Raw genomic sequence first — 13,211 nt, forward strand, 5'->3', positions numbered from 1 at the left:
AAAACCAAGAACTTCAAACGTTTGCCGTGGTCTTTTGCCGTCAGTCATCACGGATCGATCATTGCACATGGTGCCCGCCAACCGCCCTCGGACCTCTTCCTCCATGCTGCGAACCCTGCTGACGACCTTGATGATGTGTGGGCTGCTGGCCGCCGGGCCGGCCACTGCGCGCGAGCCGGGGCCCCAGCAGCATGTGCCCGCCAGCCAGGCCCGCGACCTGGCGCAGATCCGCTCCAGCCAGGTGCTGCGGGTGCTGGTCAACCAGAGCCGCAACAGCTCCGGCGAGGTCAAGGGCGAACCGGTGGGCGTCGAGTACTACCGGCTGCGCGCCCTGGAGCACGCGCTCAATGCGCGGGTCGCCGACAATCAGGAAATCACCTTGAAAATCATCCCGCGGGCCAAGGAGCAATTGCTCGGGGCCCTGCAGCGGGGTGAAGGCGACCTGGCCGCGCCAGGCGAACTGCTTGATCCTGCCGGGGTGCGTGGCGTCGAGGCCAGTGCACCGGTGCTTGACCAGGTGCCTCTGCTGCTGGTCGGGCGCAAGGGCGAGCGCAGCTACAGCCGGGTCGAGCAGTTGTCCGGGCGTACCGTTGCCCTGACCAGTGCCAGCGCTGCCGGGGCCGCGATCGAGACGATCAACCAGCGCCTGGCGCTACGCAAGCAAGCCCCGATCAAGGTGGAGTGGGTTGATCCAACCCTGGCGGTGGAGGATGTGCTGGAGATGGTCCAGGCCGGTATCTATCCGCTGACCGTGGTGGAGCGGCCCATCGCCCAACGCTGGGCGCGGGTGATGCCGCGCCTGCGCCTGGACAGCAAGCTGCAACTGGCCCAGCCGCAAGCATTGCGCTGGTATGTGCGACCTGATGCGCCGATGCTGCGGGCGGCGGTGGACCGCTTCCTCGCCACTTACCGCGCCCCGGACAACCAGGATGCCGCATTCGAACGCATCTACCGGCGCCAGTACCGTGTCCACAACCCGCTGGCGCGCCAGGACCGGCAACGTCTGGAGTCGCTGCGCCCGGTCCTGCAGAAGCATGCGGGCGACCAGCAGTTCGACTGGCTGAACCTGGCGGCCCTGGCATTCAAGGAGTCCACCCTCGACCCCAAGGCGCGTGGCACGGGCGGGGCCCATGGGCTGATGCAGATCACCCCGTCGGCGGCGCAGCGGGTGGGGGTGAGCAACACCGCCACGGTCGATGGCAATGTCCAGGCCAGTGCCCGCTACCTGGCGTTGATCCGCCGCAAGTTCTTCGCCAGCCCGCAACTCAACGAGCGCGAGCGCATGGCGTTTATCCTGGCGGCCTACAACCTCGGCCCTGAGCGGGTTCAGGCCATGCGTGCCGAAGCGCGGCGGCGCGGGCTCAACGGCAACCAGTGGTTTTTCCAGACCGAGCGCATCGCCATGGAGCAAGTGGGGATGGGGCCGGTGAACTTCGTCAACAGTGTCAACAAGTACTACCTGGCGTTCAACCGTGAACGCGCTTCCCTGGAGCGGTTGGTCAGGCGCTAACAAATCAAATTAATCGATAGTTATTACACGATTATTGCGATTTTCTTATTCAATCAATCGATTAAGATGGCGCTCATCCAACACCTACCCGCTTAAACAAGGAAGCAACAACATGAACAACTCCCTCAAAGCCCTGTTCGTTACCCGTGCCGGTTTCGGCCTGAGCGTCGTACGCGTCCTGGTCGGCGTCATCTTCATGGCCCACGGCGCACAGAAACTCTTCGGCCTGTTCGGTGGCTACGGCCTCGAAGGCACCGGCCAGTGGATGGAGAGCATCGGCCTGGCGCCTGGCTACCTGATGGCCCTGCTGTCGGGCAGCGCCGAATTCTTCGGCGGCCTGGCCCTGGTGGTCGGCCTGCTGGCCCGCCCGGCGGCACTGGCGCTGAGTGTCACCCTGGTGGTGGCGATCTTCTCGGTGCACATCAACAACGGCCTGTTCATGTCCAATAACGGCTATGAGTTCGCCCTGGCGCTGCTGGCAGGCAGTGTGGCGGTGCTGATCGAAGGTGCGGGTCGCTTCTCGCTGGACCGTCTGATCGCACGTTGAACTCAAACTGCACGCTCCCAGCCGCTCGGTGCAAGTTGATGAATACGATCAACTTGCACCGAGCGGCTTGTATCTTGGAGCTGATGCCTCTAGCATACCGACTGCGCCGATTTAAACAGCTACTTGCGGGGCGCAGGGCAACCCCCCGGGTTATCCGAAATACCGCTAAAGCGCTGGTTCGGTGACGCCTCCCACCGCTGCCCAGCGGGATCAGCGAGGCGGAGAAAAACTCCATGAGTTGTCCACGTACCAGTGTCTGTTTGACCCCCCTGGCCAAAGACCAGGCCTCCCGCACCCCGCGCATTCTGCTCGGTGGCCAGCATCAGCCTACGCTCCTGCGCAACCTTGACGGCTTTTCCCGTCGCAAGGGCCAGGCCCGGGCGTTCCTTATCCAGTTCTTCGAAACCTGCACCCAGCTTGGCGAGTACGCCAACGACCGTTTCGACCTGGCCGTGATCCAGGCGCCGGCCGCCGAGGATGCCGCCGAGGTTATCGGCCAGCTCACGCGCATCGCCCGCCAGGGGCTGATCACGCGCGCCTGATCGGCGTGTCAAACCCGCAGGTTTTTCGCTAAGCTCGGTCACTCGGTGGGCGCCTGGCGCCCGCTTGAGATGCACTGAGGAGACAGCCGCTTGAGTACCAACATCATCACCACCGAAGGTCATGCAGCCCTGAAGCAGGAGCTTGATCATCTGTGGCGGGTCTATCGCCCCGAGATTACCCAGAAGGTCGCCTGGGCGGCGTCGCTGGGCGACCGCAGCGAGAACGCCGACTACCAGTACAACAAGAAGCTGCTGCGCGAGATCGATCGCCGCGTGCGCTACCTGCGCAAGCGCCTGGAAGACGTCAAGGTCGTGGCCTATTCACCCGAGCAGGAAGGCAAGGTGTTCTTCGGTGCCTGGGTGGAGATCGAGAACGACGACAGCGAGCAGTTGACCTTCCGTGTCGTCGGCTATGACGAGATCCATGGGCGCAATGACTACATTTCCATCGACTCGCCCATGGCCCGCGCCCTGCTCAAGAAGCAGGAGGGTGACGAGGTGCTGGTGCAGACGCCTACCGGCGAGGCGACCTGGTACATCAACCGCATCAGCTACAAACCGTAGCCGGCTCATCGGTAACCGGGGGCTGCGTGGCAGGCCCCTGGCCCCTCAGAGCGTTCAGCCTTCGCGCAGTACCGCCAGCGGGCTGGCGTTGAGCGCCCGTCGCGTGCCGATCACCCCGGCGGCGCCCACCAGCACCGCGCCTGCCAGTGGCAGCATCAGCAACCATGGATGCGGCGCCCAGTGCAGATCGAAGGCATAGCGGTACAGTGCCCAGGTGATCAGCTCGCAACCCAGTGCGGCGAGCAGGCCGCTGACGGCACCCAGCAAGCCGAATTCGATACGCCGGGCCTTGACCAGCAGCGGCCTTGCGGCCCCCAGGGCGCGCAGCAGGGCGCCCTGGCGGATGCGTTCGTCGAGGGTTGCCTGCAGGCCGGCGAACAGCACCGCCAGCCCCGCAGCCAGCACGAACAACAGCACGTACTCCACCGCCAGCGTCACCTGGGCGAGGATGCTGCGCAGCTGGCCGAGCAGGGCGTCGACCTGGAGGATGGTCGCCGCCGGGAATGCCCGTGACAGCGCGACGACTTCCTGATCATGGCCAGGGGCAAGGTAGAAGCTGGTCAGATAAGTGGCGGGCAAGCCCTGTAATGTCCCAGGCTGGAAGATCATGTAGAAGTTGGGCTGAAAACTGTCCCAGTGCACCGTGCGCAGGCTACTGACCCTGGCCTGTCGCTGCTGGCCACCGATGTCGAAGGTCAGCAGGTCGCCCAGTTGCAGGTTGAGGCTCTGAGCCAGCTCTGCCTCGACCGAAACGCCAGGTATGGCAGCGTCGTGCGGCGCCTGTTGCCACCAGTTGCCGGCGCTCAGCGCGTTGCCCTGGGGCAGCTCGGCAGCCCAGGTCAGGCTGAGGTCGCGCTGAATCGCCCGCTCGCCGGTGGACTCCTTGCTCACCAACTGGCGTACCGGCTGCTCGTTGATGTGGGTCAGGCGTCCGGGGATTACGGGATACAGCGGCGCGGAGGTCGCGTTGATCTGCGCCAGGCGCTCAGTGAACGGTTGGCGTTCATCAGGCAGGATGTTCAGGGCGAAATGGTTGGGGGCATCCTTGGGCAGCTGCGCCTGCCAGTTGTCGAGCAGCTCCGCGCGCAGCAGTGCTACCAGGCCCATGGCCAGCAGGATCAGGCCGAAGGCCAAGGCTTGGCCGGCAGCTGCCAGTGGATGACGTAACAGCTGGCCCAGCCCCAGGCGCCAGGCCAGCGGCGCACCGGCCAGCAGCTGGCGCAGGCTGCGCAAGCCGAGCAGCAGCAGGCCGCCGAGCAGCAGCGCGGCGATCAAGCCGCCCCCCAGCAGGGCGAAGGTAAGCAGCAGATCGAGGCTCAGGCGCCACATGATCAGGCCCAGGGCGAGCAGGGCAGCGCCATACACCAGCCAGCTGCTGGTTGGCGTGGGCAGCAGGTCGCGGCGCAGCACCCGCAAGGGCGGCACGCGGCCAAGGGCGGCCAGTGGCGGCAGGGCGAAACCGGCCAGCGCCACCAGCCCGGTGCCGATCCCGGCAAGCGCGGGCGCGAGGCCGCCGGGGGGCAGTTGGCTGGGCAGCAGGCCTTCGAGCAGGCGGAACAGGCCCAATTGGGCGAGCCAGCCGAGCAGAGCGCCGCCGAGGGCTGCGACCGCGCCGAGCATGGCCAGCTGCAGGCAGTACAGCCCCAGCGCCTGGTGCCGCGACAGGCCGAGGCAGCGCAGCAATGCGCTGGCGTCCAGGCGTCGGGCGGCGTAACGGCTGGCCGACAGGGCCACGGCGACCCCGGCCAGCAGCACAGCCACCAGGCTGGCCATGTTCAGGTAGCGCTCGGCCTTGCCCAGCGCCCCGCCGATCTGACGGTTGCCATCGCGGGTGTCGAGCAGGCGCTGATTGGCTGCCAGGCTGGCTTCGGCGGTTGTGCGGTACTGGGCCAGGGCGTCGATGTCGCCGCGCCACAGCTCCCGGTAGCTGACCCGGCTGCCAGGCTGGATCACCCCGGTGGCCTCAAGGTCGGCAAGGTTCATCAGCACACGCGGGGTGAGGCTGTAGAAGTTGTTGGCGCGGTCTGGCTCGTAGGTCAGCACGCGGCTCATGCGCAGGGTCTTCATGCCCACATCGATGCTGTCGCCCACCGACAGCCCGAGCGCCGCCAGCAGGCGTGGCTCGACCCAGGCCTCGCCGGGTGCCGGGCCACCACCGGGCGTCTCTGCGGCATAGGGCGCGGCGGCGCTACGCAACTGGCCGCGCAAGGGGTAGGCGGCGTCGGCAGCCTTGATGCTCGACAGCTGGATGCCGTTGTCGCCGCCGACCACGCTGGTGAACTCCACCACCTGGGCGTGGCGCAGGCCCAGCACGGTGCCATCGGCTATCTGCTGCACGGTTGCCGGCGCGCTGCCTTGCAGCACCAGGTCGGCGCCGAGGAATTCACTGGCGCGCAACTGCATCGCGCCATTGAGGCGGCTGCCGAAGTAGCCGATGGCGGTGCTCGCCGCCACTGCCACCAGCAGGGCGAAGAACAACACGCGCACTTCGCTGGCGCGGGCATCGCGCAGCAGCTGGCGCAGCGAGAGCGCGCACAGGCGCAGGAAGGGCAGACGGGTCATCAGGGCTCCAGGGGCGCGACCAGGCGGCCGGCATCCAGGCGGATCAGGCGGCGGCAGCGGCTGGCCAGCCGCTCGTCGTGGGTGACCAGTACCAGCGTGGTGCCACGCTCCTGGTTCAGTTCGAACAAGAGGTCGCTGATGCGCTCGCCGGTGTGGCTGTCGAGGTTGCCGGTGGGTTCATCGGCAAACAGCACCGCAGGTTGCGCGGCGAACGCGCGGGCGATCGCCACCCGTTGCTGTTCGCCGCCGGAAAGCTGGCGTGGGGTGTGGCTCAAGCGTTTGCCCAGGCCGACTCGCTCGAGCAGGTTGCGGGCCTGCTCGCGGGCATCGCGGCGGCCGTCGAGTTCCAGCGGCAGCATCACGTTTTCCAGGGCATTGAGGCTGTCGAGCAACTGGAATGACTGAAACACGAAACCGACGTGTTCGGCGCGTACCCGGGCGCGCTGGTCTTCATCGAGCGGGCCGAGGTCTTGGCCGGCCAGGATGACGCTGCCGGCGCTGGGGCGATCAAGCCCGGCGAGCAGGCCGAGCAGGGTGGACTTGCCTGAGCCGGAGGCGCCGACGATGGCCAGGCTGTCGCCTTGGGCAAGGTCGAGGGAGAGTGCGTGGAGGATGGTCAGGTCGCCTTCCGCGCTGGGGACCACTTTGCTAAGGTTCTGCGCAACGAGAATGCTGGGGCCCATGGAGAATCCGATGCGAATGTGGTGGTTGAGTGCCGGTCTGGCCCTGTGTTGCCTGGCCCAGGGCGCGGTGGCAGGAACGGTGCTGGTCGTCGGCGATAGTATCAGCGCCGGTTTTGGCCTGGATACCCGCCAGGGGTGGGTCGCACTCCTGCAGCAACGCCTGCAGCGCGAGGGTTTTGACGATCAGGTGGTCAATGCTTCGATCAGCGGCGACACCAGTGCCGGTGGCCAGGCGCGGCTGCCGGCGCTGCTTGCAGCGCACAAGCCGGGCCTGGTGGTGCTGGAGCTGGGGGGTAATGATGGCCTGCGCGGGCAGCCTCCCCAGCAATTGCAACAAAATCTTGCCTCGATGATCGACGATGCCCGTGAGGCGGGGGCAAAGGTGGTGTTGCTGGGCATGCGCCTGCCGCCCAATTATGGCGTGCGCTACACGACGGCGTTCGCCCGGGTCTACGAGCAACTGGCCGGCGAGAAAAACGTGGCGTTGGTGCCGTTCTTCCTCGAGGGCATCGGCGGGGTGCCGGAGATGATGCAGGCCGATGGTATTCATCCCGCCCAGGGTGCCCAGCAGCGTTTGCTGGAAAATGCCTGGCCGGCGATAAAACCCTTGCTGTGACGCTTTTATCGGGGGCCGCTTTCGGCTAATGTTGCGCCCCCCGATTCGAGTGCCCCCGATGCCCCGCCCCGCCTGGTCCCTGTACGCCTATCAACTGATCGAGCCCGACGAGCAGCTCGACCTGTTCGCCTGCCAGGAGATCCGCGTACACCTGGCAGCCCGCCAGCTGGAGCTGGGTGTGCCGGCCGACCGTACCCTGTGCGGCGGCCTGCTGCCGGCGCAACCGCGCTGGTCGGTGGTGGAGCGCGCCATCTACCGCGACGAGCGCCTGTGCGCGCTGTGCAAGGCCATCCTCGATGCCCAGCGCCACGGCATGCGCCCGGTCTGGCCGGAGCTCTGAGCACCTTTCATCATCTGAAACGCTTGCCCGCCGCCAACGCCTCCCGCTCGCTGGTGCACAGGTGTACAATCGACTCCCTTGACTGACCTTTCGAAGGATTTACCGGATGTTGCCGCGCTTTCCCGCCGTCACCCGTAACCTGTCCCTGGCTGCCCTGCTGGTAGCCGGTCCCGCCGTTGCGCTGGAGCTGCCGTTGCCCCCTCCTGGTGAAGACGTCGTCGGCCAGGTTCGGGTGATCAAGGCCAAGTACGAAGACACCTTCGCCGACATCGGTACCGCCAACGACCTGGGCTACCTCGAAATGATCGCCGCCAACCCGGGTGTCGACCCCTGGTTGCCGGGCGCCGGTACCGAGATCATCCTGCCCACGCGCTACGTCCTGCCGCCCGGGCCGCGTGAAGGCATCGTCATCAACCTCGCCGAGTACCGCCTCTACTACTACCCGAAAGGGCAGAACGTGGTGCATACGTTCCCGCTGGGCATCGGTCGCGAAGGTTGGGGCTCGCCAATTGCCAATACCCGCATCACCGCCAAGACCCCGAACCCGACCTGGACGCCACCTGCCTCCATTCGCAAGGAGCACGCTGCCGATGGCGACATCCTGCCCGCGGTGGTACCGGCCGGTCCGGACAACCCGCTGGGGCCGTTCAAGTTCACCTTGGGCGTGCCGGGCTACCTGATCCACGGTTCGAACAAGAAGTTCGGTATTGGCATGCGCACCAGTCACGGTTGCTTCCGCATGCTCAATAACAACGTGTTGACCCTGTCGAAGATGGTCCCGGTAAACACCTCGGTTCGCATCATCAACGAGCCTTACAAGTTCGGCGTCAGTGGCGGCAAAGTCTATCTCGAGGCGCACACGCCGCTGGATGACCAAGGCAACCCGTCGGTGGTCGACAAGCACACCGCAGTCATCAACGCGCTGCTCAAGCGTGAGGACCTGGCCAACAACTTGCGCATGAACTGGGACATGGTGCGTGATGTGGTCGCTGCCGAAGATGGCATGCCGGTTGAAATCGCCGTCCCGGTCAATGGTGGTACCGCGCCGGTGGTCTCGAGCATCCCAGCCGAACTGCAGTAAGCCATTTGCGACTCGTAAAGAGGCCTGCCTTAGTGCAGGCCTTTTTCGTTTGTGCGCACAGCCTTTCACCAGGCAATAAAAAAGCCGACCCACAAGTGGGTCGGCTTCTTAACAATCCGTGAGGATTATTACTTGCGGCTGGCTTTATCCAGCATACGCAGAGCGCGCTCGTTGGCTTCGTCAGCAGTTTGCTGAGCCTTCTGAGCAGCTGCCAGAGCGTCGTCAGCTTTGCGGTAGGCTTCGTCTGCACGAGCCTGGGCGCGAGCTGCTGCGTCTTCGGTAGCGGTCAGGCGAGCTTCGGTTTCTTTGGAGACGCTGCTGCAACCGGTAGCCAGAACTGCGGCCAGGGCCAGAGCAGAGAATTTCAGAACGTTGTTCATCGTGTTCCCCTTCAAGGACTTTCTATTTAAATAGCCATCTCTCGGAAAAGAGAAACTGGCCGGCGTACATAGTACCCATTACTTGTAGTAAGTAAACTGACAGAGCGCAAGAACTGCAAAAAAAATGTCGCGAGCGGACAGCAGTGACGGGCTGTGCAGGCCATCTGTGAAAATTGTGTGAGACGCACGCAAGCGATTGTAGGGTGGGAACTTTTTTGTTGAACTAAGGGTGACTTCAACTGTCGCTGAGCGTCTTAGCCCAAAGAGCATTCGGCGCGTATCATGCTGCCAGGCCAGTGTGGCAAAACCGCGCTGTTGGATTTTCAGTCCGGCCGCTTGAGCAACCCCGCTTGTGCCGCCTACTATTTGTAGGTGCCCAGGGGCAGAACGATCAAGGTCGTGCAGCTGTCCAAGGGGCTAGGTTTGGTACGAAAAGTCGCCGAGCGGCGATCAGGCAAGGCGAAAACAGGCGAGGAAGCGGAGTTTGCTGGCTGCAAATGAGCATTCCGAGCCTGTTTTCAACGCAGCATGATCGTCGCGCAGGCACTTTTCGTACAAAACCTAGAGGTGGCGCAGAGGTTCCCCGCCGGACATAAACACATCGGTAAGGTATGGGTCTGCCGACAAGACCTGCGAGGAGTAGTGATGAGCGAGACGCTGACCATCCACCATGACCAGGCGGGTCATCAATTCGAGACCAATGTGGACGGTCACCGGGCGTACCTCACGTACATGGACCTGGGCAAGCAGACGCTGGACATCTACCGCACCTTCGTGCCCAACGCCCTGCGCGGGCGCGGCATCGCCGCCGCCTTGACCGAAAAGGCACTGGAGTACGCCGAGCAGATGGGTTACACCGTCATCCCGTCCTGTTCGTACGTCGAGCGCTACATGGAGCGTCAGCAGCGTCACTCGAGCAAGGCCTGAAAACTTTACCCTATACATGAAAACGCCGGGCATTGCCCGGCGTTTTCATGTGCGCAAGGTTTAGCCGCGCTGGCGCTGCGGCAGCACATCCTTGAGCTTGGCGTGCATGCTGCGCAGGGTTTTTTCGGTGGCCGCCCAGTCAATGCAGGCGTCGGTCACGGAAACGCCATACTGCAGCTCGTCCAGGTTCTTCGGAATGGCCTGGCAGCCCCAGTTCAGGTGGCTCTCGACCATCAGGCCGATGATCGACTGGTTGCCTTCGAGGATCTGGTTGGCCACGTTTTCCATGACCAGCGGCTGCAGGGCCGGGTCCTTGTTGGAGTTGGCGTGGCTGCAGTCGACCATGATGTTGGCCTTGATCTTCGCCTTGGCCAGGTCCTGCTCGCACAGGGCGACGCTGACCGAATCATAGTTGGGCTTGCCGTTGCCGCCGCGCAGTACCACGTGGCCATAGGCGTTGCCTTTGGTGGTGACGATCGACACGCCGCCTTCCTGGTTGATCCCCAGGAAGCGGTGCGGCTTGGAGACCGACTGCAAGGCGTTGATCGCCACGGTCAGGCCGCCGTCGGTGCCGTTCTTGAAGCCGACCGCCGAAGACAGGCCCGAAGCCATTTCGCGGTGAGTCTGCGATTCGGTGGTGCGTGCGCCGATGGCCGACCAACTGATCAGGTCCTGCAGGTACTGCGGGGAGATCGGGTCCAGTGCTTCGGTGGCGGTGGGCAGGCCCATTTCCGCGAGATCGAGCAGCAGCTTGCGACCAATGTGCAGGCCGTCCTGGATCTTGAACGAGTCGTCCAGGTAGGGGTCGTTGATCAGGCCTTTCCAGCCTACGGTGGTGCGTGGCTTCTCGAAGTACACGCGCATCACCAGGTACAGGGTGTCCGAGACTTCCTCGGCCAGTACTTTCAGGCGTTCGGCATATTCGTGGGCAGCCTTGATGTCATGGATGGAGCACGGGCCGACCACTACGAACAGGCGGTGGTCCTTGCCGTCGAGGATATTGCGCACCACTTCGCGGCCGGCAGTCACGGTCTGCAGGGCTTTGGCGCTGAGAGGGATTTCCTTCTTGAGCTGATCAGGGGTGATCAAGGTCTCGTTGGAGGCAACGTTCAAGTCATCGATCGGTAAATCAGCCATCGTGTTACTCGTCAGGTCACGGGTGCCGGCCGCCAGCAATCCCCGTGCGGCCCAGCAGCAGATTGTTCGCAGCGGGGAGGCCGAACCTTAACGCGTTAGCGGGGGCGGGACAATGGGCTGGGGCCCGTCGATACTGGGTTTTTGCGGGTGGAGCGGTGATTCAGGGGGTGGGGGTGCCCAGGCTGGCCTCGGAAAAGGCCTCCGCGTGCAGGCTGATCCACTGCGCGGCCAACTGTTGCGCCGCGCTGCTGTCAAGGTCAGCCTGGGCGTGCTCCTGGCAATAGTGCTGGATCTGGCAGGCCTGCTCGCCCATGCGTGCACCGAACAGCGCCTGGCTGTCGGTGAACGCCACACCCACTCGATAGCCCTGGTCAAGCCGTTGGCACCAGGCGACGTAGCCGGGGTAATGTGCGTCCAGCCCCAATGAAGGGATCAGCACCTCGACGGCAGTGCCGCGACGGTAGGCGCGTGGTTGGTTGCAGGCGATGCCGCCGAGGCCCTGGGTGTAGAGGTGGCGACGAAACAGGCTGGATGTGGGGCGAAGGGTGAGTTCGACCGGGATGTCATCCGGATGAGGCAGGTATCCGCACATGCTCGACTCCGTGTCGATTATTTGACCTTCTTTGCCCCAGTATAGTGAGGGATCGAAAACCGGCTGATTTACGTGCTAAAAACCGACGAACACACACGAAGGAGAGAAGGCATGCAGGTTCGCACTACTCGCATCGGCATCATTGGCAGTGGGGCCATTGGTGGCTTTTATGGCCTGATGCTGGCCCGCGCTGGCTTCGATGTGCATTTTTTGCTGCGCAGCGAGTACGCCACGGTGCGCGAGCACGGGCTGACACTCGACAGCGCGCTGCACGGCCAGTTGCATCAGCAGGTCCAGGCTTACGCCAGTGCTGCCGACATGCCGCCGTGCGATTGGCTGCTGGTGGGCGCCAAGGCCACCAGCAATGCTGAGCTGGCGCCATCGATCGTGCAGGCGGCGGCGCCCGGCGCCAAGGTGGTATTGCTGCAGAACGGCCTGGGGGTGGAAGAGCAGCTGCGCCCGGCACTGCGCCCGGACATGCACTTGCTCGGTGGCCTGTGCTTCATCTGCGTTAACCGCGAACGCCCCGGGGTAGTCCGCCATCAGGCGCTGGGTGCGGTCAACCTCGGCTACCACAGCGGGCCGGCGCAAGATGCCGGGCTGGCGGTGGTGAAAGAGGGCGCCGAGCTGTTCCGAGCCGCCGGCGTCGACTCGCAGGCCATGCTCGACCTCAACCAGGCGCGCTGGCAGAAACTGGTGTGGAACGTGCCGTACAACGGTCTTGCGGTGCTGCTCAACGCCAGCACTACGCCTCTGATGAGCGATCCTGACAGCCGGGTGCTGATCCAGGCCTTGATGGCTGAAGTGGTCGAAGGTGCCCGTGCTTGCGGGCAGGTGTTGCCTGACGGGTACGCCGAGCATCTGTTCCGGGTGACCGAGCAGATGCCGGACTACTGGCCGAGCATGTATCACGACCACGCCGCACAGCGGCCGCTGGAGTTGCAGGCCATCTATGCCGAGCCGCTGGCAAGGGCCCATGCGGCCGGTTGCCGACTGCCGCGGATCGAGGCTTTGCACCAGGCGCTGGCCTTCATCGACCGACGTAACCGGCAAGTTTGAGCACCCCTGCAGCCCGCGCCGGACGGCACAGCGGCGCCCGGTGGCGCTGCTAAGCTCAACCTTGCTCTGCCGTAGCGGCAGTCGAGGAGGCCGAATGATCCGCACCATGCTGTACGCCACCGACCTCGGTGTGTACGCACCTTTCGTCATGCAGCACGCCCTGGCCCTGGCGCGCACCTTCAACGCAGAGCTTTACGTGATCCACGCAGTCGAGCCCATGGGCCAGTTTGCCGAATCCCTGCTGCAGAGTTACCTCGATGAGCAAACCCTGGACGCGCTGCACAGCGAAGGGGTCAACACGGTGATGGCCACTATCGAGCAGCGGGTACTGGAGAATTTTCGCGACGAATTGGGTGAGGAGGCCGACCTGGCCCTGATAAAGGCGGTGCGGGTACGCCAGGGCGACCCGGCACAGGTCATCCTCGAGCAGGCGCATCGCCTGAGTGTCGACCTGCTGATCTTCGGCAGCCACAGCGCCGGGGCGGGCGCCGGGGTACCTATTGGCCGCACGGCGGTGCGCCTGCTGCAGCTGTCATCGGTGCCGGTGTACATGGTGCCGCTGGCACAGCACCTTGGCCGTAGGAAAACGGAAAGTAGGGAGTAAGTAGTTTCGGGCAAAAGTAACAAAATAGTTCTAGATTTATTTCCCAAGCCACTAATATAGTTATAAC

15 protein-coding genes are annotated in these 13,211 nt (G+C 64.3%); 10 read left to right on the plus strand and 5 right to left on the minus strand.

Annotation, left to right across the window (positions count from 1 at the left end; translation table 11 throughout):
* Nucleotides 1-103: 103 nt before the first annotated feature.
* The 4 genes from F6X61_RS06470 to greB all read left to right on the plus strand — a co-directional run bounded on the left by F6X61_RS06470 (nt 104) and on the right by greB (nt 3,163).
* The gene (locus tag F6X61_RS06470) at nt 104-1,510 is read left to right on the plus strand and encodes a transglycosylase SLT domain-containing protein (RefSeq protein ID WP_153785897.1); all 1,407 of its coding nucleotides are present in this window, start codon (nt 104-106) and stop codon (nt 1,508-1,510) included.
* A gap of 112 nt (nt 1,511-1,622) precedes the next feature.
* Complete coding sequence (locus tag F6X61_RS06475) at nt 1,623-2,057, plus strand: DoxX family protein (RefSeq protein ID WP_153785898.1); 435 nt, start codon at nt 1,623-1,625, stop codon at nt 2,055-2,057.
* A gap of 233 nt (nt 2,058-2,290) precedes the next feature.
* Entirely contained in the window at nt 2,291-2,599 is a 309-nt protein-coding gene (locus F6X61_RS06480) for a hypothetical protein (RefSeq protein WP_110994342.1), read from the plus strand.
* Nucleotides 2,600-2,689: 90 nt separating this feature from the next.
* On the plus strand, nt 2,690-3,163 hold the full coding sequence (gene greB, locus F6X61_RS06485) for a transcription elongation factor GreB (RefSeq protein ID WP_153785899.1): 474 nt from the start codon (nt 2,690-2,692) through the stop codon (nt 3,161-3,163).
* A gap of 54 nt (nt 3,164-3,217) precedes the next feature.
* On the opposite strand, the gene F6X61_RS06490 is transcribed toward greB, so the two are convergent.
* Both F6X61_RS06490 and F6X61_RS06495 read right to left on the minus strand, forming a co-directional pair.
* Nucleotides 3,218-5,725: an ABC transporter permease gene (locus tag F6X61_RS06490; RefSeq protein WP_153785900.1), complete on the minus strand. Its 2,508-nt coding sequence runs from the start codon at nt 5,723-5,725 to the stop codon at nt 3,218-3,220.
* Entirely contained in the window at nt 5,725-6,408 is a 684-nt protein-coding gene (locus F6X61_RS06495; protein WP_153785901.1) for an ABC transporter ATP-binding protein, read from the minus strand. The genes F6X61_RS06490 and F6X61_RS06495 overlap by 1 nt, the downstream gene beginning before the upstream one ends.
* 10 nt (nt 6,409-6,418) lie before the next feature.
* On the opposite strand from F6X61_RS06495, the gene F6X61_RS06500 reads away from it, so the two are divergent.
* The 3 genes from F6X61_RS06500 to F6X61_RS06510 all read left to right on the plus strand — a co-directional run bounded on the left by F6X61_RS06500 (nt 6,419) and on the right by F6X61_RS06510 (nt 8,445).
* Nucleotides 6,419-7,024, plus strand: a complete 606-nt coding sequence (locus F6X61_RS06500; protein WP_153785902.1) for an arylesterase — start codon at nt 6,419-6,421, stop codon at nt 7,022-7,024.
* 58 nt (nt 7,025-7,082) lie between these two features.
* The gene (locus F6X61_RS06505; RefSeq protein WP_125463480.1) at nt 7,083-7,364 is read left to right on the plus strand and encodes a hypothetical protein; all 282 of its coding nucleotides are present in this window, start codon (nt 7,083-7,085) and stop codon (nt 7,362-7,364) included.
* Between the two features lie 106 nt (nt 7,365-7,470).
* Nucleotides 7,471-8,445 carry a L,D-transpeptidase family protein gene (locus tag F6X61_RS06510; protein ID WP_153785903.1) on the plus strand — a complete coding sequence of 325 codons (975 nt, stop codon included), beginning with the start codon at nt 7,471-7,473 and terminating at the stop codon, nt 8,443-8,445.
* A 128-nt stretch (nt 8,446-8,573) separates the two neighbouring features.
* Here the strand turns inward: F6X61_RS06510 and oprI are convergent, their stop codons facing one another.
* Complete coding sequence (oprI, locus tag F6X61_RS06515) at nt 8,574-8,825, minus strand: outer membrane lipoprotei OprI (RefSeq protein ID WP_003259780.1); 252 nt, start codon at nt 8,823-8,825, stop codon at nt 8,574-8,576.
* 645 nt (nt 8,826-9,470) lie between these two features.
* Here oprI and F6X61_RS06520 point away from each other — a divergent pair.
* Nucleotides 9,471-9,752 carry a GNAT family N-acetyltransferase gene (locus tag F6X61_RS06520; RefSeq protein ID WP_110994199.1) on the plus strand — a complete coding sequence of 94 codons (282 nt, stop codon included), beginning with the start codon at nt 9,471-9,473 and terminating at the stop codon, nt 9,750-9,752.
* A 60-nt stretch (nt 9,753-9,812) separates the two neighbouring features.
* Here the strand turns inward: F6X61_RS06520 and F6X61_RS06525 are convergent, their stop codons facing one another.
* Entirely contained in the window at nt 9,813-10,889 is a 1,077-nt protein-coding gene (locus F6X61_RS06525; RefSeq protein ID WP_125463482.1) for a 3-deoxy-7-phosphoheptulonate synthase, read from the minus strand.
* Nucleotides 10,890-11,049: 160 nt separating this feature from the next.
* Nucleotides 11,050-11,481 (minus strand): PilZ domain-containing protein, encoded by a 432-nt coding sequence (locus F6X61_RS06530; protein ID WP_153785904.1) that lies wholly within the window; start codon nt 11,479-11,481, stop codon nt 11,050-11,052.
* A 111-nt stretch (nt 11,482-11,592) separates the two neighbouring features.
* Here F6X61_RS06530 and F6X61_RS06535 point away from each other — a divergent pair, with 111 nt between their 5' ends.
* Complete coding sequence (locus F6X61_RS06535) at nt 11,593-12,540, plus strand: putative 2-dehydropantoate 2-reductase (RefSeq protein WP_153785905.1); 948 nt, start codon at nt 11,593-11,595, stop codon at nt 12,538-12,540.
* A gap of 94 nt (nt 12,541-12,634) precedes the next feature.
* Nucleotides 12,635-13,144: a universal stress protein gene (locus F6X61_RS06540; RefSeq protein WP_153785906.1), complete on the plus strand. Its 510-nt coding sequence runs from the start codon at nt 12,635-12,637 to the stop codon at nt 13,142-13,144.
* Nucleotides 13,145-13,211: the final 67 nt, after the last annotated feature.

Origin of the sequence: Pseudomonas sp. EMN2, from assembly GCF_009650555.1 — a bacterium.
Classification (GTDB): Bacteria; Pseudomonadota; Gammaproteobacteria; order Pseudomonadales; family Pseudomonadaceae; genus Aquipseudomonas; species Aquipseudomonas sichuanensis.

Excerpts from the sequence above, each read along its gene's own strand:
- F6X61_RS06470 (WP_153785897.1), top strand. The coding sequence starts at position 104 with ATGCTGCGAACCCTGCTGACGACCTTGATGATGTGTGGGCTGCTGGCC.
- F6X61_RS06475 (WP_153785898.1), top strand. The coding sequence starts at position 1,623 with ATGAACAACTCCCTCAAAGCCCTGTTCGTTACCCGTGCCGGTTTCGGC.
- F6X61_RS06480 (WP_110994342.1), top strand. The coding sequence starts at position 2,291 with ATGAGTTGTCCACGTACCAGTGTCTGTTTGACCCCCCTGGCCAAAGAC.
- F6X61_RS06490 (WP_153785900.1), bottom strand. The coding sequence starts at position 5,725 with ATGACCCGTCTGCCCTTCCTGCGCCTGTGCGCGCTCTCGCTGCGCCAG.
- F6X61_RS06495 (WP_153785901.1), bottom strand. The coding sequence starts at position 6,408 with ATGGGCCCCAGCATTCTCGTTGCGCAGAACCTTAGCAAAGTGGTCCCC.
- F6X61_RS06500 (WP_153785902.1), top strand. The coding sequence starts at position 6,419 with ATGCGAATGTGGTGGTTGAGTGCCGGTCTGGCCCTGTGTTGCCTGGCC.
- F6X61_RS06505 (WP_125463480.1), top strand. The coding sequence starts at position 7,083 with ATGCCCCGCCCCGCCTGGTCCCTGTACGCCTATCAACTGATCGAGCCC.
- F6X61_RS06510 (WP_153785903.1), top strand. The coding sequence starts at position 7,471 with ATGTTGCCGCGCTTTCCCGCCGTCACCCGTAACCTGTCCCTGGCTGCC.
- oprI (WP_003259780.1), bottom strand. The coding sequence starts at position 8,825 with ATGAACAACGTTCTGAAATTCTCTGCTCTGGCCCTGGCCGCAGTTCTG.
- F6X61_RS06520 (WP_110994199.1), top strand. The coding sequence starts at position 9,471 with ATGAGCGAGACGCTGACCATCCACCATGACCAGGCGGGTCATCAATTC.
- F6X61_RS06525 (WP_125463482.1), bottom strand. The coding sequence starts at position 10,889 with ATGGCTGATTTACCGATCGATGACTTGAACGTTGCCTCCAACGAGACC.
- F6X61_RS06530 (WP_153785904.1), bottom strand. The coding sequence starts at position 11,481 with ATGTGCGGATACCTGCCTCATCCGGATGACATCCCGGTCGAACTCACC.
- F6X61_RS06535 (WP_153785905.1), top strand. The coding sequence starts at position 11,593 with ATGCAGGTTCGCACTACTCGCATCGGCATCATTGGCAGTGGGGCCATT.
- F6X61_RS06540 (WP_153785906.1), top strand. The coding sequence starts at position 12,635 with ATGATCCGCACCATGCTGTACGCCACCGACCTCGGTGTGTACGCACCT.